The sequence below is a fragment of the Streptomyces misionensis genome, assembly GCF_007896895.1.
Taxonomy (GTDB): domain Bacteria; phylum Actinomycetota; class Actinomycetes; order Streptomycetales; family Streptomycetaceae; genus Streptomyces; species Streptomyces misionensis_A.
Map to the genome: position 1 here is coordinate 161,181 of NZ_VOGW01000187.1, position 17,707 is coordinate 178,887.

The following is a 17,707-nucleotide window of genomic DNA, read 5'->3' on the forward strand; positions in this document are numbered from 1 at the left end:
CCGGCCCCGCTTCGGCTCGCCCTTGTCGGTGTGATCCCTGCGGCGTAGCGTTGTGTAAAGACCATCCATTCATCCCTTTTCCCGTTCACCCTTTTTCCTGTCGGAGTGAAAAAACAAACAGGAAACGTGATGCAGAAAATGCGACACGGGAAAGAGAAACGAGGTCAATTCGACCAGCGGCTCTGGACGAGGAGAGTGAAACCCCGATGACGACCACGCGGGAACGCACCGACCTGCTGGACCAGATCGGGTTGAACGCGCAGAACAAGGCGGCGCTGGGACAGGTGTTGGGCACCGGGACCATTGGCCGGGCCACCGAGGAACCGGACGGCCGCATGCGGGCCACCATCCGCATCCACCCGGACGAGCTTTCCTGGGACCCCTCCATTCTGGTCATGCCGCACGGCGGCGATATCGAGCTGGAACTGGTCAACGACGACCGGAACACCCACTGTGCGCTGCTGCCGAGCAACGGCGACCGGAAATTCATCTGGCTGGTGAACCATTCGCGCGGACGGGCACACCTGAATCTCGACGGACCGGGCTATTACTGGTTCGGTTCCCCCACGGGGAACGACGAGGGCCGGGGGCTGACCGGGGCCATCGTCGTACTGGGGGACGCCCCGCCGGAGGCCCGCCTCGACCGTCCCGCACAGCCGCGACCGTAAGAGGAAGGAGGCGGAGCCCGGATGACCACCGTCGACTACGTGGACGCGGGCGAGGCCGTCGACCAGGGCAACCTGAGCGGCAAGGTGGCGGGTGGCGAGGTCGCACCGCCGGTGACGGCCGGCATCGACTACGAACGCATCCTCCACGCCCGTGAGGAACCCCAGAACTGGCTCACCTACTACGGCGCCTACGACGGTCAGCGCTACAGCCCGCTGGACCAGATCAACACCGAGAACGTCAAGCGCCTCGTTCCCGCGTGGGTCTTCCAGGCCGGCACGACCGGGCTGATCGCCGGCGCGTCGACGTACTCGTTCGAGGCCGCCCCGATCGTCGTGGACGGAATCATGTTCCTGTCCGGCTGGGACGGCTGGGTGTGGGCCCTCGACGCGAAGACCGGCGTGGAGATCTGGCGGTACAAGCACGCCGTGCCCTTCGATGTGTCCCTGTGCTGCGGCAACGTGAACCGCGGGGTCGCGGTCGCCCAGGGGAAGGTCTTCTTCGTCACGGCGAACGCGCGGATGCTCGCGCTCGACGCCCGGACCGGCAAACGGGTGTGGGACCGCACCTACGGCGACGTCCGGGCCGGGGAGAGCGCCACGGTCGCCCCGCTGATCGTGAAGAACATGGTGATCGTGGGCAGTTCGGGCGGCGAGTTCGGCGTGCGCGGGCACCTCGACGCGTTCGACCTCGAGAGCGGCGAACACCAGTGGCGCTGCTACACCGTGCCGAAGCCCGGGGAGCCCGGCGCCGAGACCTGGCCGGCCGACGGCGAGGCATGGGCGCGCGGCGGGGCGAACTGCTGGCTCACCGGCACCTTCGACCCGGAGACGAACCTGCTGTACGTCGGCACCGGCAACCCGGCGCCCGACTTCGACGGAGAGGTCCGCGAGGGCGACAACCTCTTCACGGACTGCATCATCGCCGTCGACGTGGACAGCGGCCGCATCCGCTGGCACTACCAGTGCACCCCGCACGACCTGTGGGACTACGACAGCATCGGCGAGTGCATCCTGTTCGAGCAGGACGGGCGCAAACTGCTGGGCCACTTCGACAAGAACGGCTACTTCTTCGTGCTCGACCGCACGAACGGCGAGCGGGTCGGGATCACGCCCTTCGTGGACCGCATCACCTGGGGCGCGATCACACGGGACGGCCAGGTGACGGCCAAGCTCTACCCCGACAAGGAGGGCGAGCCGGTCCACTTCTACCCGGGTCCGGCCGGCGCCAAGGAGTGGACGCACGCGGCCTACAGCCCCAAGACCGGGCTGTTCTACGTCCCGGTCCAGGACACGGGCGCCACGGCGACCCGGCGGCGCCGGGAGTTCAAGGAGTCCATCCCGTACTGGGGCGCGGGCGTTCAGGTGGACATCGAGGACATGGCGGGATCCGTGAGCGCGTTCGACGCGAACGGCGAGGAGAAATGGCGCTGGCGCAACGAACTGCCCATGTGCGCCTCGGTGCTGGCCACCGGAGGCGACCTGGTGTTCGCCGGTGAGCCGTCCGGCGAGTTCGACGCGTTCGACGCCCGCACCGGGGAGCTGCTGTGGCAGTTCCAGTGCGGCAGCGGCCACCACAGCAGCCCGACCACCTACATGGTCGACGGCAGGCAGTACGTCGCCGTGCCGGTCGGCTGGGGCGGCTGGGCCGAGGGGTTCCTGCCCGGCATGCTCGGCGCGGGCCACGGCAGCGCCCTGATGGTCTTCGCCCTTCCGGAACCGGTCTAGCACCCGTCCGGAGACTGCCGCGTCGCAGGCGGAGAGGAGGTGGATCCATGGAGTGCGAGCTCGCTGTGTGGGAGACACCCGACTTCGACGAGATCGTGGTCGCGGCCGAGGTGACCATGTACCTCGCCCGGCTGGAGGAGTAGCGAACGGGAGGACCGGCCGCATCGGGCGGCGCCGGAGCCGATCCGGCGCCGCCGCACGCCCCGGACCGAGGGAGGTGGCGACGTGTTGCTGCGGGTACTGGGCTCGGCGGCGGGGGGCGGCTCCCCGCAGTGGAACTGCGGCTGCCCGGTGTGCGCCGCGGTGCGCTCCGGGGCCGGTCCCCCGCGCACCCAGTCGTCGGTCGCGGTGAGCGCCGACGGCCGCCGGTGGTTCCTGCTCAACGCCTCGCCCGACGTGCGCGCCCAGATCGAGGAGTTCCCCGCGCTGCGTCCGCACGACGGCCGGACGACGCCCCTGGAGGCGGTGCTGGTCACCGACGCCGAACTGGACCACACGCTCGGCCTGCTGCTGCTGCGCGAGGCGCGCGCCCTGCGGCTGTACGCCACGCCCGCCGTGCACAAGGTCCTGTGGGACGGCACCGGGGTCCTGCGGACGCTGGAGCGCTACTGCCCGGTGGAGTGGCGCGCGGTGCTGCCCGGCGCCGATCTCGCCCTGGCGGACGGGCTGTCCTGCCGGGCGTTCGACGTCCCCACCACCAAGCGCGCCCGGTTCGGGGCGAGGGCCGACCACGGGCGGGTGGTGGGCTACCGGCTCACCGACGAGCGCGGCGGCGGGACGCTGGTGTACCTGCCGGGCGTACAGGCGCTGACGCGGGCGCTGCGCCGGGAGATCGAGGGCTGCGGCTGTCTGCTGGTCGACGGGACCTGCTGGCGCGACGACGAACTCCTGCGGCTCGGGCTCGCCGGCAAGACGTCCCGGGAGATGGGCCACCTGCCCATGGACGGCCCCGACGGCAGCCTGGCGCTGCTCTCGCCGCTGGGCGTGGGCCGGGTGGTGTTCCTGCACATGAACAACACCAATCCGGTCCTCCTCGACGGCACGCCCGAGCGGCGTACCGTGGAGGAGTACGGCATGGAGGTTGCCATGGACGGCCTTGAGGTCCGGGTGTAGTGCCGTGACGGCGACAGCGACGGCGGTGACGGACGAGGGCGGTTTCGTCGAGGCGTTGCGAGCCCACTCGCGGCGGTACCACGACCAGCATCCGTTCCACGTCCGGATGAACGCCGGCGAGCTGAGCCGCCGGCAGATCCGGGGCTGGGTGGCCAACCGCTTCTACTACCAGGAGAACATCCCCCGCAAGGACGCCGCGATCCTGTCCAACTGCCCCGACCCGGAGGTCCGCCGGCGCTGGATCCGGCGGATCCTGGACCATGACGGCACCGCCGCCGGCGAGGGCGGTATCGAGGCGTGGCTGCGGCTCGCCGAGGCCGCCGGGCTGACCCGTGCGGAGGTGCTGGACCACCGGCATCTGGTGCCCGGGGTGCGGTTCGCCGTCGACGCGTACGTGAACTTCGCCCGGACCCGGCCGTGGGTGGAGGCGGTGGCCTCCTCGCTCACGGAGATGTTCGCGCCGGATCTGATGGCGGCGCGGCTGGCCGGGTTCGAGCGGTGGTACCCGTGGATCGCGCCCGAGGGCCTCGCCTACTTCCGGGCCCGGCTGGAGCAGGCTCCCCGGGACTGCGAGCACGCGCTGGAGGTGGTCACCGCGCACTGCGTCTCCGCCGAGTCCCGGGCGCGCGCCGTCGACGCGCTGTCGTTCAAGTGCGACGTCCTGTGGAGCCTGATGGACGCCGTCGACCAGGCCTATCCGGAGTGAGATCATGGACCCGACCCCCCTCACCAGGACCCGGCCGAGCACCGCCGAGGTGTCCGGCACGGACCGGCCCAGGCCGGCGCGCCACGTGAGGCTGGACTACTCCCGCACCAGGCAGCGCCGGATCCTGCTGCACCCCGAGGCGGTGGTGGTGCTCAACGGAACCGGCGCCGCCATCCTCGAACTGTGCGACGGGCGGCACACCGTGGCCGAGATCGTGAGCGAACTGGGCACGCGCTACCGGGGCGTGCCCGAGGAGGAGGTACGGCGGTTCGTGGGGCGGCTCGTCGCCCGGCGCTGGCTGGAGCTGTCCGATGGATAGCCCGTTCGGGCTGCTCGCCGAGCTGACCTACCGCTGCCCGCTGGCCTGCCCGTACTGCTCCAACCCGCTGAACCTGGCCGACTACGGCGACGAGTTGACGACGGGCGACTGGATGCGGGTGCTGACCGAGGCGGGCGATCTCGGCGTGCTGCAGTGCCATCTGTCCGGCGGGGAGCCGCTGCTGCGGCGGGACCTGGTGGAGATCGTGGCGCACGCCCATCTGCTGGGCCTCTACACCAATCTGATCACCAGCGCGGTCGGGTTCTCCCGTCCGCGGGCGGAGCTGCTGCGCACCGCGGGTCTGGACCATGTGCAGATCAGCATCCAGGCCGACGAGCCGGCCCGGTCCGACCGGATCGCCGGGGTGCCGTCCTTCCGGCGCAAGGTCGAGGCGATGGGGCTGGTCAAGGAGCTGGGCTGGCCGCTCACCATGAACGTGGTGCTGCACCGGTACAACATCGGCCATGTCGCCGAGGTGCTCGCGCTGGCCGAGGAGGTGGGCGCGGACCGGGTGGAGCTGGCCAACACCCAGTACTACGGCTGGGCCTGGCGCAACCGTGCCGCGCTGCTGCCGAGCCGGGCGCAGCTCGCGGCGGCCGAGGAGGTCGTACGGGCCGCGGTCGAACGGCTGCGGGACCGCATGGACATCGTCTACGTCATCCCCGACTACTACAGCCGCTATCCCAAGCCCTGCATGGGCGGCTGGGCCTCCCGGCAGCTGACCGTCACGCCGAACGGGGACGTCCTGCCCTGCCCGGCCGCGCAGTCCCTGCCGCTGCCGAGGGCCAGTGTGCGGGAGGAGCCGCTGGAGCGGATCTGGGCCGAGGCGCCGGTGATGACCGCGTTCCGGGGCACCGACTGGATGCCGGAGCCCTGCCGCGGTTGCCCCCGCCGGGAGGTGGACTTCGGCGGCTGCCGCTGCCAGGCCTTCCTGCTCACCGGCGACCCCGCCCGCACCGATCCGGTGTGCCATCTGTCGCCGGACCACGAGCTGGTCGAACGGGCGGTGACCGCCGCCAACTCCGAACGGCGGCCGCGGGGTTCGGCGCTGGTCCCACGCCCGCACCAGGCGAGGCGACCGGTCGGACCGCGGCAGGTCCGTTGATCATGTCCATCGGGCCGGGACCCATGACTTAGCCACCGAACACCAACGGCAGTGCCACCGCGGCGGCGATCAGGGTGACGCCGCTGAGCAGGTCCGAGCGGATGTGGACGAGGCGGGCGGCGGCGCGGCCGAGGCGCAGGCCGAGCAGGGACATGGCGGCGGTGATGAGGCCGAAGGTGGCGGCCGACAGCCAGGGGGACAGTCCGAGGATGCCGAGGCTCGCCCCGGCGATCAGATTGTCCAGGCTCAGGGAGAGCGGGATGCCGAACAGCGCCCAGGGGTGGTCCAGTTCGTCCGGCTCGGGGTTTCGCAGGGACGTGATGACGAGGTAGAGGCCGTAGCCGCCGAGCGCGGCCGCGCCCACCACGTCGGCGACGGAGCCGATGGTCTCCCCGATCTCATGGCCGATCAGCAGCCCGACCAGGGGCATGATCGCGTCCCACAGGCCGAAGGTCAGCGCGACCTGCACCGCGCGCCGCAGACCGAAGGGGACGGTGCCGAGCGCGATCGATACCCGGAAATTGTCGAGACTGAGGACGAAACCCAGGCCCAGCATTTCCCAGACCATATTCAACAGCGTATACCGGACGGCCCGCCGGGTATATTCGGCGGGCCGTCCGCCGGAATTCCGCCGCCACCGGTCAGCGCATGGAACCGGTCTTCGGGCAGCGGGTGTGCCAGGAGAGCGATTCGGCCGGCAGATGCGGGGTGCGGGAGCCGTGCAGGGCCGGTCGCAGCAGTCCCGGAGGGCGGCGCGGAAATAGGGGTGGGCGCAGTGGTCGACGATGCGGCGGGCGCGCTGTTCGGGGGACGGTCCGCGCAGATCGGCAAGGTGCCGACCGGCGCTCGGCGTCCCCACGGTGGCACGGATCGGGTCCGCTGTCAGGATCGGTTCTCCTTGCGCAGCGCGAGGCGCAGTGTTTCCAGTACGGCGGGGTCGTCGATGGTGGCCGGCGGTGTGGCGTCGCGCCCGTTGGCGATGTCGCGCATGGAGGCGCGCAGGATCTTCCCGGAGCGCGTCTTGGGCAGCGCGGCCACGACCGTGACGTCCCGGAGCGCGGCGATCGGGCCGATCCGGTCGCGGACCGAGCGGAGGATCTCCGCCTCCAGTTCCGCCGCGTCGCGGGTGGCGGTGGCCTTGAGCACCACGAAGGCCCGGGGCACCTCGCCCTTGAGCGCGTCGTACACGGCGATGACCGCACACTCGGCGACATCGGGGTGGGCGGCGACGACCTCCTCCATCGCGCCCGTGGACAGCCGGTGCCCGGCGATGTTGATCACGTCGTCCATGCGTCCCATGACGAACACATAGCCGTCCTCGTCGCGGTAGCCGCCGTCGCCGGTGAGGTAGTGGCCGGGGAACCGGGACAGGTACGAGTCGACGTAGCGGTCGTCGTCGCCCCACAGGGTGGTCAGCGTGCCGGGCGGCAGCGGCAGCCGCAGGGCGATGGCGCCCTCCTCACCGGCCGGGCGTTCCCGTCCCTCGGCGTCGAGGATCCGCAGGTCGTAGCCCGGCATGGGCACGGTCGGGGAGCCGGGCTTGACGGGCATCGGCTCCAGTCCGCGCGGGTTCGCGGCGATCGGCCAGCCCGTCTCGGTCTGCCACCAGTTGTCGATCACCGGCACGCCGAGCACCGAACGGGCCCAGTCGTAGGTGTCCGGGTCCAGGCGCTCGCCGGCCAGGAACAGACAACGGAACCGCGTCAGGTCGTGCCCGGCCATCAGCTCCGCGTGCGGGTCCAGCTTCTTGATGGCGCGCAGCGCGGTGGGCGCGGTCAGCAGTGCCTTCACACCGTGCTCGGCGATGACCCGCCAGAAGGCGCCCGCGTCCGGGGTGCCCACCGGTTTGCCCTCGTAGAGCACGGTGGTGGCACCGGCGAGCAGCGGGGCGTAGACGATGTACGAGTGCCCGACGACCCAGCCGACGTCGGAGGCGGCCCACCAGACGTCGCCGGGACCGATGTCGTAGACGTGCGCCATGCTCCAGGTGAGGGCGACCGCGTGACCGCCGTTGTCGCGCACCACGCCCTTGGGGCGGCCCGTGGTGCCCGAGGTGTACAGGATGTAGAGCGGGTCGGTGGCGGCGAGGGGCACGCAGTCGGCGGGGGCGGCGGACGCCATCGCGTCGTCCCAGTCGAGGTCGCGCGGGGACAACTCGGCGTGGAGCTCCGGGCGCTGGACGATCACGCTGGCGTCAGGGACGGAGCGGGCCAGCAGCAGCGCCTGGTCGAGCAGGGGCTTGTAGGGGATGACGCGGGTGCCCTCGATGCCGCAGGAGGCGGAGACCACGACCTTCGGCCGGGCGTCGTCGATGCGCAGGGCCAGTTCGCGCGGCGCGAATCCGCCGAAGACGACGGAGTGCACCGCGCCCAGCCGCGCGCAGGCAAGCATCGCCACGACCGCTTCGGGGATCATCGGCATGTAGAGGACCACACGGTCGCCCCGGCCGACGCCCAGGCCGCGCAGCACGCCCGCGAACCGGGCGGTGAGCCGCTGGAGTCCGGCGTAGCTGTAGGCGGCGCGGGTGCCGGTGACCGGGCTGTCGTGGATCAACGCGGTCCGGTCGCCGTGGCCGGCGGCGACATGCCGGTCCAGTGCGTTGTGACAGGTGTTGAGGCTCCCGTCCGAAAACCACCGGTAGAACGGCGCCCGTGTGTCGTCCAGGACGCGCGCCGGCTCCTCGTACCAGGTCAGCGCCTTGGCCGCATCGCCCCAGAAGCCCTCGGGGTCGGTGATGCTGCGCCGGTACCGCTCGCTGTAGACGCCCATCTGCGTCCTCACTCCTCGGGGTAGCACGCGTGGACAGCCCGCCTGTCCTGCGAAGGGAGCGCGACCGCGCCGGGCCCGGGTGTCGGGCGGCTCGCGTCGTGCCCGGGTGTCTCGGCCGGTGACTGAAATCATCGGTCCGGGGCGCCGGTCCTGCCACCTCCACCTTGGAGACTCTCCTCGTGTTTTCGCCAGTTTGAGTGCGACAGAGTTCACATGAGCAGGAACAAGCACGGTCCGCCGGGCGACTCCCGGGAGCCCGCCCACCAGGTCGCCCTGCCGGCCCGCGCGGCCGCCTGCGGGAGGCGGCGCGTCAGGTGTGCGCGCTGACCGGCGCCGATGTCGCCCTGATCGGCGAGAGGGAGGAGGCGGACGTCGCGGTGGTGCGGTCGGTCTGTCGGAACGCTGCCGGGATCTGGCCGTACCGGGTCTGTGGCTGCTCTGCGCGGAGGTGATGTCGAACCGGTTCCCCGGTGCGGTCGGCAGCGCCTTCGAGATCATCACGGTGCTGGAGCCGACCGGGCCCGCCTGGAGCGCGTTCGGGAGGTCGCGGCCGGCCGGCTGCCGGTGTGCTGTCGGACCGGTCCGTACGACGACGGCCGGTGGACGGGCCCCTCGGCCAGCGGGGCACGCATCGCGGCTCCCGGTTCGGTGAGGAACAACTCGTCCAGGTCGCCGGGGTAGTGGCGCAGGTTCAGGCCGGTACCGCTGCCGAGTTCCACCGTCCGACCGCCGGCCTGGCCGAGCAGGTCGTGCCGGAGCGCGCCCGGGCCGGCCCGCTCCCCGACCCACAGGAACGGGTCGCACACGATCGAGAACACTCGTGCCCACGCATCGGCGCCTTCTATTTCCGTCCCCCGGGTCGTTTCGCTATACATAAATCCGACCGTACGTCGATGGATGGCATTTCACATACCAGGCCCGGAGATATCAATAAAGCCTTGATTTTCGAATTGTCACCCGATCGTCGAGGCCGTATCGGTGAAAGGTATTCGACCTTCCGGGGGTGCCGCTAGGGTGGCCCGATGACTGGAATCAGCGTCCTCGGTGACACCACGGCATGGCGGCGGGACTTCGAAGGGCGGCGTCGCGCCCGGTACTTGGCGGCCGGACTCGGCGAGGCCGCGGCGGAGGAACTGCTCGGCAAGGAACGTGCGGGCCTCGACGACTGGACGGTCGCCGAGGTCACGGCCGCCGGGAGCCGGATGGGACATGTGGCCGTGTCCGTGTCCGAGGCCGACGGCATCCCCACCGGGCGGATAGGCGATCTGCATGTCGAGGCGGGGCACGAGCGGGCCGCACTGGAGTGGGCGCACACATGGTGCGCGGAACGCGGGGCGCGCCGAGTGGACGCCCGGCTCGCCGGGCCGGCGGGCGAGTTGTTCGCCGGGTACGCCCTCCGGGGGCAGGTGCGGGTGCGGCGCGTCGGCGCGCCGCCGGAGGCGGTGGACGGCGTGACGGCGCGGCCGATGACGCGGGCCGAGTATCCCGGGTGGCTCGCCTCCGAGCAGGCGTCCTACATCGACGGCATCGTGCGGTCGGGCACCATGAGCCGCGAGCGGGCCCGGCGCAAGTCGGACGACGACTTCGGCACGCTGCTTCCCGAGGGCCTCGCGACGCCCGGCAACACCCTCCTGGTGCTGGAGGCGGCGGGCGAGCCGATCGGCACCGGGTGGCTCAGGCACGGGCATCTGCCCGGGGTCACCTACGGCTACTCGCTGCACGTGTTCGAGGCGCACCGCGGCAAGGGGTACGGGCGGGCGGCGATGGCGGCGGGCGAGCGGGCCACCCTCGCCGCGGGCGACTCGGTGCTGATGTTCTCCGTGTGGGGCGGCAACGAGGTGGCCATGAACCTGTACACGAGCGCCGGTTACCAGGTCCTGGACGAGGCCCGGTCGATCGACCTGCCGGACTGACGGCGGTGCGGGAGGGGTCTCAGCGTCGGGTGGCCCGCAAGGCGGCCAGCAGGGCTACGGCGAGGACCTGGACGGCGACGACCACCGTGACCAGCAAGGGGATCGAGTAGCCGTACAGTCCGCCGGTCAGGGCGCCGCCGACCAGGCTGCCCGCCCCGACGGCGCCGGCGAACAGGCCGTACGCGGTCGCGCGGCGCCCGGCGGGCACCAGGTCGGCGACGGTGGCGCGCAGGGTGGACTCCTGGATGCCCATGGCGGCACCCCACACCAGCGATCCGGCGGCCGCGACCGCGACCGTGCCGGTGAACGCCAGTGCCGCCACCCCGGCGGTCAGCACCGGCAGGGCGACCAGCACCCGGGGGCCGATCCGGTCGTAGAGCCAGCCCGTGGCCAGTGCCGCGACCGCGTCCACCGCCATCGCCGCCGCGTACAGCACCGGCACCCACGCGGCGCTCAGCAAGTGCCGTTCGACCAGGTGGAAGGAGAGCACGCCGAAGGGGGCGAAGCCGCTCGTGGTGACCGCGGTGAAGGCGGCGTAGGTCCAGAAGGCCCTCGGCAGCCGCCCGGCCCCCGGCTCCGGCGCCGCGGCCCGCGCCTCGGGCTCGTAGTCGCGCGGGGACGGAACCCGGGCCCGCAGCCGGACCAGCACCAGCAGGACGGCGATGCCCGGGACGGCGAGCACGCCGAGGGCCGGCCCGTAGGCGTTCCCGGTCAGCGCGAGGACGCCGGCCACCAGGAGCGGCCCGGCCAGGGCGCCGATCTGGTCCAGTGCCTCGTGGACGGCGAAGCCCCGGCCCCGGCCGGTCGCCGCGGCGGCGTGCGAGAGCAGGGTGTCCTTCGCGGGCGACCGCACCGCCTTGCCGACCCGCTCGGCGATCACCAGGGCGCAGGCCGCCCACAGCACCCCGGCGATGCCCAGCAGGGGCACCGAGGCGACCGTCAGGGCGTAGCCGCCGATCGTCAGCCCCCAGAAGCGGCCGGTCCGGTCGGCCAGCGGCCCAAAGACCAGCCGCAGTCCCAGCGCCGCGGCCTCACCGGCGCCGGTCACCACGCCGACGAGCAGGGCGGACGCGCCCAGCGAGGCCAGCAGCGGCCCGGTGATCGAACGGGCGCCCTCGTACACGACGTCCGCGAGCAGGCTGACCGTGCCGAACCAGACCACGAACCGCCACGGACTCATCCGTGCCGTCGACCGGTCCGCGTCCACGTCCATGTGCTGCTCGCCTCCCCGCCTCTGCGACCCTCCCTTGATCTGCCCCTGATGGGCCCGGCGGGAACGTCGGACGGACGGGACGTCCGGCCCCCGGCGAAACGGGCCCCCGGGCCCGGGCGGCCAGGCTTGCCGTTCATGACGGAGACTTCCGCCTCGTGGTGACTCCCTACGCCGATGACGCCGCCGGGGCCCGCGCTCAGGGGCCGACGGACCTCCGCGGCGGACGGGCGGGTCCAGGGCCCGGTGCGCCGGAAGGCGCCCGACGGCACGTTCGGCGAAGTCGTCACGGCGGGGCCTCGCCGGCGTCCTCACCGTCGCGGACGTCACGCGGGCGCCGTCCTGTCACAGCCGGGGGCGGAGCACGTCGTAGGCCCAGGACGCCAGCGTGGTCGCGGTGGTGCTGCGCGCGGTGCGCGGCTGCTGCGGCACGAAGCCGTCCCGCAGCCCGGTCGACATGCCGATGACCGCTTCCACCAGGCCGTCCGTCATGCCGGAGGCGCGCAGCAGGTCGCGCATCGCGTCGTCCCCGACGCGTTCGACGCGCAGGGGGCGGCCGACGGCGGCGGACACGATCCGGGCGGCCTGCGGCCAGGTGAGGTCGGCCGGGCCATGGACCGCCTGAACATGGCGGCCGGACCAGTGGGTCGTCAGCAGGCGTGTCACCGCCACCTCGGCGATGTCGCGCGGCGCGACCCAGGGCATGGGCTGGTCCAGCGGCAGGATGACCGGGATCGTGCCGGCCCGGATGGCGTCGCGGTAGGACTCCAGGTTGCTGAAGAAGAAGCCACAGCGCAGATGGGTGACCGTGGCGCCGAGCGCGTCCAGGGCCGTCTCGGTGCCGGCGAGACCGTCGATCTCGCCGGCGCCGTGGCGCAGTTCGGCACCGACGCTGCTCTGGAAGACGGTCCGCTCGATGCCGTTCTTCCTGACCGCGCTCACCACGCTCGCCGTGGCCAGCGCGTAGTCCCCGAGCGGGTCCTCGCCGGTCGTCGGGGGGTCCACCCAGAAGAGCGCGTCGGCCCCGGCGGTGGCCGCGACGACCGCCTCCGCGTCGCGCTGGTCCACCGCGACGGCGTCGACCTCGCGGCGCACTTCCGGGTCGAGCCGGCCGGGGTCGCGGGCGAGGACCAGGGGCCGGAGCCCGGCCCGCACGAGCATGGCGACGACATGCCGTCCCACGTTCCCGGTGGGTGTGGTGACCGCGATACGCATGGCCTGGTGTCCTTTCGTCGGCTGACAGCGCGACGCTATGACCCCAACCGGACATCTCCTGTCTCCTTTGCCCGGGGGTCAGCCGTGCGCGACCACAGCGACCGGCGCGGCGACGTGATGGAGGACGGCATGGGTGCCGCGCGGATCGTGGCGTCCGCGCGCTTCTCACTCGCCGGTGATCAGGTTCTTCACCTCGACCACGTCGGCGATCTTCGCGATCTCGGCCGACAGCCGGGCCGCCGTCGCCGCGGGCATCCGCCCGGTCAGTTCCACCACGCCGTCGTGCACGGCCACCCGCACGGCCTCGCGGTAGTCCGGCGGGCAGCAGGCCGCGACCGTGGTCTCGACGTCGGCCCGGAGGGCGGCGTCGTCCCTGAGCAGCGCCCGGAGCAGGGCGTCCCGGCGGACGACTCCGAGCAGCCGGCCCGCGCGGTCGGTGACGGGCATCCGCTTCAGCCGGGACAGCGCGGCGAGCCAGGCGGCCTCGGCGACGGACGCCCCGGGCAGCACCGTGATCGCGGGGCTCGTCATCAGGTCGGCGGCCGTCTCACCGAGGCCGTGCCGTGCAGCCGCCGCTCGCGCAGTCTGCCGATGGGGCCGGTGCGGTGCCCGGAGGCCTCGAAGGCGACCTTGGCCAGCAGATCCGACTCCGAGACGACGCCGACCACCCGGTCCTGTGCGTCCACGACCGGCAGCGCGCCGACCCGCTCGCGCTCCAGCACCCGTGCGATGTCGCGGTACGGCAGATCCGCGCGGACATGCGCGGCGGGCACGTCCATCACCTCGCGCACCGCCGGCAGGTCCGCCGCTTCGCGCATCGCCGGCCGGCCGGGTCCGGGTTCCTCGCGCACCGGCTCGGGCCGAGCGGACCCGGAGGCCGACGGTGCCCGCTCCGCCTCGTCGCGGTGCCTGGCGGCCGCCTCCGCCACGGCGCCCAGACAGCGGAGCAGCGTGTCCCGGCGGGCCGGCTCGCCGGGGCGCCCGTTCCCGCCTGCCCCGGACCGGGCGAAGTCGTTCTCGTGCCGTTCCACGGCGGCCTCCTGGGTGCATCGGCTGCCTACCCGTCCCAGTGTCCCGCGCGCGCCCCACCTGCGAAGTGCCGAACGGCCGGCCGGCGCCTCCGGTGCGCCGCGCGCCTCCCCCACGCCGCCGCGGCCGAACAGCCCCGGCCCGCACCGTCGGTCCCTTCCGCCCCCGTGCGGCCAGAGGGACCAATGGCCCTGGCAGGTGCGCGCCGCCTGATCTTTCATGGAGTTCCGCGGCGGCATCCGTCGCAGGGAGGAGCCGAGGACATGTCCACTCCCGCACCGGCGGCCAAGGACGACACGCCCAGGATCGTGGTGGGCGTGGACCCCGACCCGGCCCACCGCACGGCGCTGGCCTGGGCGGCCGACGAGGCCGCCCGCCGCCGGCTGCCGCTGCGGCTGGTCCACGTCGAGGGCGTGCCGACCCGCGGCGACCGCGGAGCGTCGGTGCCGCCCTCCTGGGAGGGCTGGAACGAGGCGCTGCACGAGGCGGGGAAGCACGTCCTGGAAGGGGCGGCGGAGTTCGTCGCGGCCCGGCATCCGGGACTGGTGGCGGACACGCTGCTCGCGGAGGGCGACCCGGTGTGGACGCTGTGCGAGCAGAGCCGTGGGGCCACCTTCACGGTGCTCGGTTCGCGCCATCTGAGCCGGCGGCAGGAGGTGTTCGGGTCGGCGTCGATCGCCCTGCCGGTCATGGCCCGTACCCGCTGCCCCCTGGTAGTCGTGCCCGAACCGGAGCACCTCGCGCAGGACCGGCCGTACTACGTGGTGGGCGTGGACGGCAGCGAGGACTCCGCGGCGGCGGTCGACCTGGCGTTCCAGGAGGCGGCCCTGCGGGGCGTGGGGCTGCGGGCCCTGCTCGTGTGGGAGCACGGGCCGCTGCGGGTCTTCGACGAGCACGGCCCGCAGGAGGAGAGCCGCCGACTGCTCTCCGAGATCGTGGCGGGCCGCGGCGCGCGCTACCCCGAGGTCGAGCTGCGCCACGAACTGGTCGTCGGGCACCCGGTGCAGGCGCTCACCGAGGCGTCGGCCCATGCGCTGGGCCTGGTGGTGGGGACCCGGGGCCGCGGTGGCTTCACCGGAATGCTGCTGGGTTCGGTGAGCCAGGGCGTGCTGCATCACGCCCGGTGCCCGGTCATCGCCGTCCCGACCCGCGGGTGAGCCGGTACGAAGGAACTCACCCCTGACCGCAGACCCCGTCGCCGTGGACACGGTCACGGCACTCGTCGAGGGCGCCGCCCGGCGCCCTTCCCGGACCGCGCGCGGCCCTGGAGGTTCCGGTACCTGCGGGAGGCGGGCGTTCCGGAGCGCTACGCCGACCTGGAGCGCACGCTGCCGCGCACCGACCCGGAGAACCGGGGCCTGCACCTGGGCTGCGGGGCCGCGCCGCCGAACCTGCGGGTGTCCGCCGCCGCGGGGCTCGCGCCGGACGTCCGCCTGCTGCCCGACCCGGGACGCCCGGACCTCCTCGCCGAGGTGCGCCCGCGCGGCGCCGGGGCACCGGACGGCGCACCGGCCAGGCTGCGCCCGGCGGTCCGCGAGCGGCACTCCAGCCGCTTCCCCTACCGCGACGAGGACACCCGCCACCGTCAAGGAGCGGTTGTACGACGCGGCCCGTGCGGAGGGCGCCCAACTGCTGTTCCCGGGGCCCTGGCATGTGCGGTCGATCCTGGAGCCGGCGCGGGACGCCGAGGGCCGGGAAGCGCGGGACCCGCAGCGGCGCGCGGAGACGGCACGCCGGTCGCGCACGGAGCCGCCCGGGCCCGACGGCCCCTGGAACAGCCGGAAACCCGCTGGGCCGGACGCGACCCCCTCTCCGCGATGGCCGACCCACGTGCACATGGTGCTCCGCCTCGGCCACGGCCCGAAGGGCCCCGCGAGCCCCCCGCCGACCGGTGTCCGGACTGCTGGAGGCCTTCCGACCCGACCGGTGCCCGTCCGCCCCGAGCAGGCCGGCTCAGGTACGGCCATCCGGCGCGTCCCGGGTGTCGTCGGTCCGGAAGGTGAGGCTCCCGGAGACCGACACCACACCGTCGACGCCCCGGCACAACTGCTCGATCACGCGGATCTGGGTCCGGAACTCCACGATGCCCGTGAGGGTGACCCGCCCGTCGCGGACCTCCGCCGTGACGTCCCGTGGATCGAGCAGGAGGGTGCCCCGCAGCAGGTCCCGGTTGATCTCCTCGCGAATGGCCTCGTCGCGGCGCAGGAAGACCCGCAGCAGGTCGGCGCGGCTGACGATGCCCACGAGCCGGTCCGCCTCGTCCACCACGGGCAGCCGTTTGACGTGCCGCTTCTCCATGAGCCGGGCGGCCTCGACGACGGTCCACCCGGGCCGCGCGCACACCGCGGGAGCGGACATCACCTCCTCGGCCCGGGCGCCCTCGGCCCTGGCCCGCTCCCTGCTCTCCAGGTGCGGCTCGGGGGCCAGGCCCGCCGGGTCCGCCTGGTCGGCGCTCTTGCGCAGCAGGTCGGCCTCGGACACCACGCCCACCGGACGGTCCAGCTCGTCCACCACGGGCACGGCGGTGATGTCGTTCTCCTCCAGCAGCCTCGCGAGCTCCTTGAACGGCGTGTCCTGCCGGGCCCGGACGACGTCCCGGGTCATGAGCTCCTCGACCGTACGGTGGTGCATGTCGCCTCCCGGATACGGGCGCCCACCTGGCGAATTCCGGGCCGGGGCCCATGCGCGGCGTGGCCCGCGGGGCGGGCCGGATGACAGCACCATTCTGCGGAGCGTACGACGATCAGGCGAGCGCGACCGGGCGCGGGCCGCCCGCGTTCCGGCGGGGCGAGGGGTGGCCTGGCGGCGGGCCGGCCGCGGTGCCCGGGCTCAGGCCTGCCACGTGCCCATGCGGTCCAGGCGGCGCAGCTGCTGGCGGGCCGTTGGAGCGTCGAGGCCCCGGGCGCGCTCGGTGAGCCGGTCGGCCACGGTGGTGCGCAGTTCGGTGGGCTTCTGGTTGTCGTACTTGAACTTGGCGCGTACGTCGAGCACTTCGAGCCGCAGGCCGCGGATGCCGGAGAGCATGCGGCCGTAGGGCGGCCGGCCGGCCTCGACGGGGGCGTGGTCGCCGTCGGGCTGGAAGTGGGCCAGCTGCCGGCGCAGGAGTTCGGCCTTGGCCTCGGGGTCGTCCAGGATGTGGGCGCGGCAGGTGAACTGGACGGCCGCGTAGTAGCTGGTCGGGACGCCGTCGGTGGGCGGGACACCGGGGTTGGCGCGCCAGGTGCCCGGGATGAAGGCGTAGTCGCCGGTCACACCGAACGTGACGTTCGGGTCGCGCTCGATCGCCTGCCACACCGGGTTGGGCCGGGCGAGATGGACCAGCAGGTCCTTGCCGTCGGTGGCGAAGTGGGTGGGGACGACGGCAGGCGCCTCACCGGGCAGGCCGTTGACGCAGAGGTGCCCGAAGTCGTGGCCGTCGGCGATCCAGGTCTGCCACTCGGCGTCGTCCAGACTCGCGTCCCAGGGGTGGATGAGCATGCGGGGACGGTACAGCAGAGCGGCCGGGCGGCGTCAACCAAGTGACCTTGGGGTGCATTGCATTGCACCCTGGTGAGGTGGTGGCCGGTCGTCGTGAATCGGTGTGCCGCCCGGCCCGCCCGGGCCGAGCACTTCGACCTGCTCACCGGCCTGCCGAACCGGGGCGACACCGTCGTCGCGACGACGTCTGGTTCGGGCACGGCGCGACGGTGATGCCGGGCGTGCGGATCGGACACGGCGCGATCATCGCCGCCTACGCCGTGGTCACCGGCGATGTGCCCGACCACGGCATCGGCGGCGGCGACCCGGCCCGTCTCATCCGTACCCGCTACCGCGCCGAGGACGTCGCCCGGCTGCCGGCGGTGGCCTGGTGGGACTGGCCGGCCGAGCACATCACCGAGCGCATTCGCACCCTCATGTCCGGTTCCGCCGCCGATCCGGAAGCCGCGGCCCCGGGC

The 17,707-nt window shown here is 73.1% G+C and carries 18 protein-coding genes and 1 pseudogene; 10 read left to right on the forward strand and 9 right to left on the reverse strand.

Features of this window, described 5'->3' with window-relative positions; genetic code table 11:
- Positions 1-206 precede the first annotated feature (206 nt).
- From FRZ03_RS33325 to pqqE, 7 genes are all read left to right on the forward strand, one after another.
- Complete coding sequence (locus tag FRZ03_RS33325; protein ID WP_146468792.1) at positions 207-668, forward strand: MSMEG_3727 family PQQ-associated protein; 462 nt, start codon at positions 207-209, stop codon at positions 666-668.
- A gap of 21 nt (positions 669-689) precedes the next feature.
- Entirely contained in the window at positions 690-2,393 is a 1,704-nt protein-coding gene (locus FRZ03_RS33330) for a PQQ-dependent dehydrogenase, methanol/ethanol family (RefSeq protein WP_146468793.1), read from the forward strand.
- A 47-nt stretch (positions 2,394-2,440) separates the two neighbouring features.
- Positions 2,441-2,536 (forward strand): pyrroloquinoline quinone precursor peptide PqqA, encoded by a 96-nt coding sequence (gene pqqA / locus FRZ03_RS33335; RefSeq protein ID WP_146468794.1) that lies wholly within the window; start codon positions 2,441-2,443, stop codon positions 2,534-2,536.
- An 82-nt stretch (positions 2,537-2,618) separates the two neighbouring features.
- Positions 2,619-3,506, forward strand: a complete 888-nt coding sequence (pqqB, locus tag FRZ03_RS33340; protein WP_146468795.1) for a pyrroloquinoline quinone biosynthesis protein PqqB — start codon at positions 2,619-2,621, stop codon at positions 3,504-3,506.
- Positions 3,507-3,510: 4 nt separating this feature from the next.
- Positions 3,511-4,212, forward strand: coding sequence for a pyrroloquinoline-quinone synthase PqqC (gene pqqC / locus FRZ03_RS33345; RefSeq protein WP_146468796.1), 702 nt, complete (start codon positions 3,511-3,513; stop codon positions 4,210-4,212).
- Positions 4,213-4,216: 4 nt separating this feature from the next.
- Complete coding sequence (gene pqqD / locus FRZ03_RS33350) at positions 4,217-4,531, forward strand: pyrroloquinoline quinone biosynthesis peptide chaperone PqqD (RefSeq protein ID WP_146468797.1); 315 nt, start codon at positions 4,217-4,219, stop codon at positions 4,529-4,531.
- Positions 4,524-5,636: a pyrroloquinoline quinone biosynthesis protein PqqE gene (pqqE, locus tag FRZ03_RS33355; protein WP_146468798.1), complete on the forward strand. Its 1,113-nt coding sequence runs from the start codon at positions 4,524-4,526 to the stop codon at positions 5,634-5,636. The genes pqqD and pqqE overlap by 8 nt, the downstream gene beginning before the upstream one ends.
- A 28-nt stretch (positions 5,637-5,664) precedes the next feature.
- Here pqqE and FRZ03_RS33360 read toward each other — a convergent pair whose 3' ends face one another.
- The 3 genes from FRZ03_RS33360 to FRZ03_RS33370 form a co-directional block, all read right to left on the reverse strand.
- On the reverse strand, positions 5,665-6,204 hold the full coding sequence (locus FRZ03_RS33360; RefSeq protein ID WP_146468799.1) for a manganese efflux pump MntP: 540 nt from the start codon (positions 6,202-6,204) through the stop codon (positions 5,665-5,667).
- A 314-nt stretch (positions 6,205-6,518) separates the two neighbouring features.
- Complete coding sequence (locus FRZ03_RS33365; protein ID WP_146468800.1) at positions 6,519-8,405, reverse strand: propionyl-CoA synthetase; 1,887 nt, start codon at positions 8,403-8,405, stop codon at positions 6,519-6,521.
- Positions 8,406-8,902: 497 nt separating this feature from the next.
- A complete protein-coding gene (locus tag FRZ03_RS33370; RefSeq protein ID WP_146468801.1) occupies positions 8,903-9,211 on the reverse strand; it encodes a hypothetical protein in 309 nt (102 codons plus the stop codon).
- 216 nt (positions 9,212-9,427) lie between these two features.
- On the opposite strand from FRZ03_RS33370, the gene FRZ03_RS33375 reads away from it, so the two are divergent.
- Positions 9,428-10,318, forward strand: coding sequence for a GNAT family N-acetyltransferase (locus tag FRZ03_RS33375; protein WP_146468802.1), 891 nt, complete (start codon positions 9,428-9,430; stop codon positions 10,316-10,318).
- Positions 10,319-10,337: 19 nt separating this feature from the next.
- Here the strand turns inward: FRZ03_RS33375 and FRZ03_RS33380 are convergent, their stop codons facing one another.
- The 4 genes from FRZ03_RS33380 to FRZ03_RS40730 form a co-directional block, all read right to left on the reverse strand.
- Entirely contained in the window at positions 10,338-11,531 is a 1,194-nt protein-coding gene (locus FRZ03_RS33380) for an MFS transporter (RefSeq protein WP_146468803.1), read from the reverse strand.
- A gap of 342 nt (positions 11,532-11,873) precedes the next feature.
- Positions 11,874-12,743, reverse strand: a complete 870-nt coding sequence (locus FRZ03_RS33385) for an NmrA family NAD(P)-binding protein (protein WP_146468804.1) — start codon at positions 12,741-12,743, stop codon at positions 11,874-11,876.
- 165 nt (positions 12,744-12,908) lie between these two features.
- Positions 12,909-13,274, reverse strand: a complete 366-nt coding sequence (locus FRZ03_RS40725; protein WP_261399444.1) for a CBS domain-containing protein — start codon at positions 13,272-13,274, stop codon at positions 12,909-12,911.
- Positions 13,274-13,774 (reverse strand): CBS domain-containing protein, encoded by a 501-nt coding sequence (locus FRZ03_RS40730; RefSeq protein WP_261399445.1) that lies wholly within the window; start codon positions 13,772-13,774, stop codon positions 13,274-13,276. Before FRZ03_RS40730 ends, FRZ03_RS40725 begins: the two co-directional genes overlap by 1 nt.
- A 261-nt stretch (positions 13,775-14,035) precedes the next feature.
- Here FRZ03_RS40730 and FRZ03_RS33395 point away from each other — a divergent pair, with 261 nt between their 5' ends.
- Positions 14,036-14,929 (forward strand): universal stress protein, encoded by an 894-nt coding sequence (locus FRZ03_RS33395; protein WP_146468805.1) that lies wholly within the window; start codon positions 14,036-14,038, stop codon positions 14,927-14,929.
- Between the two features lie 796 nt (positions 14,930-15,725).
- Here the strand turns inward: FRZ03_RS33395 and FRZ03_RS33405 are convergent.
- Positions 15,726-16,403 carry a CBS domain-containing protein gene (locus FRZ03_RS33405; RefSeq protein ID WP_146468806.1) on the reverse strand — a complete coding sequence of 226 codons (678 nt, stop codon included), beginning with the start codon at positions 16,401-16,403 and terminating at the stop codon, positions 15,726-15,728.
- A gap of 198 nt (positions 16,404-16,601) precedes the next feature.
- Positions 16,602-17,249 carry an FMN-binding negative transcriptional regulator gene (locus FRZ03_RS33410; RefSeq protein WP_146468807.1) on the reverse strand — a complete coding sequence of 216 codons (648 nt, stop codon included), beginning with the start codon at positions 17,247-17,249 and terminating at the stop codon, positions 16,602-16,604.
- A 123-nt stretch (positions 17,250-17,372) separates the two neighbouring features.
- On the opposite strand from FRZ03_RS33410, the pseudogene FRZ03_RS33415 reads away from it, so the two are divergent.
- A pseudogene (locus tag FRZ03_RS33415) lies at positions 17,373-17,707 on the forward strand (LbetaH domain-containing protein); the annotation flags it as partial.

What these genes read in the sequence shown, in the direction of transcription:
- FRZ03_RS33325 (WP_146468792.1), top strand. Translation starts at nt 207, where the DNA reads ATGACGACCACGCGGGAACGCACCGACCTGCTGGACCAGATCGGGTTG.
- FRZ03_RS33330 (WP_146468793.1), top strand. Translation starts at nt 690, where the DNA reads ATGACCACCGTCGACTACGTGGACGCGGGCGAGGCCGTCGACCAGGGC.
- pqqA (WP_146468794.1), top strand. Translation starts at nt 2,441, where the DNA reads ATGGAGTGCGAGCTCGCTGTGTGGGAGACACCCGACTTCGACGAGATC.
- pqqD (WP_146468797.1), top strand. Translation starts at nt 4,217, where the DNA reads ATGGACCCGACCCCCCTCACCAGGACCCGGCCGAGCACCGCCGAGGTG.
- pqqE (WP_146468798.1), top strand. Translation starts at nt 4,524, where the DNA reads ATGGATAGCCCGTTCGGGCTGCTCGCCGAGCTGACCTACCGCTGCCCG.
- FRZ03_RS33360 (WP_146468799.1), bottom strand. Translation starts at nt 6,204, where the DNA reads ATGGTCTGGGAAATGCTGGGCCTGGGTTTCGTCCTCAGTCTCGACAAT.
- FRZ03_RS33365 (WP_146468800.1), bottom strand. Translation starts at nt 8,405, where the DNA reads ATGGGCGTCTACAGCGAGCGGTACCGGCGCAGCATCACCGACCCCGAG.
- FRZ03_RS33375 (WP_146468802.1), top strand. Translation starts at nt 9,428, where the DNA reads ATGACTGGAATCAGCGTCCTCGGTGACACCACGGCATGGCGGCGGGAC.
- FRZ03_RS33380 (WP_146468803.1), bottom strand. Translation starts at nt 11,531, where the DNA reads ATGGACGTGGACGCGGACCGGTCGACGGCACGGATGAGTCCGTGGCGG.
- FRZ03_RS33385 (WP_146468804.1), bottom strand. Translation starts at nt 12,743, where the DNA reads ATGCGTATCGCGGTCACCACACCCACCGGGAACGTGGGACGGCATGTC.
- FRZ03_RS40725 (WP_261399444.1), bottom strand. Translation starts at nt 13,274, where the DNA reads ATGACGAGCCCCGCGATCACGGTGCTGCCCGGGGCGTCCGTCGCCGAG.
- FRZ03_RS33395 (WP_146468805.1), top strand. Translation starts at nt 14,036, where the DNA reads ATGTCCACTCCCGCACCGGCGGCCAAGGACGACACGCCCAGGATCGTG.
- FRZ03_RS33405 (WP_146468806.1), bottom strand. Translation starts at nt 16,403, where the DNA reads ATGCACCACCGTACGGTCGAGGAGCTCATGACCCGGGACGTCGTCCGG.
- FRZ03_RS33410 (WP_146468807.1), bottom strand. Translation starts at nt 17,249, where the DNA reads ATGCTCATCCACCCCTGGGACGCGAGTCTGGACGACGCCGAGTGGCAG.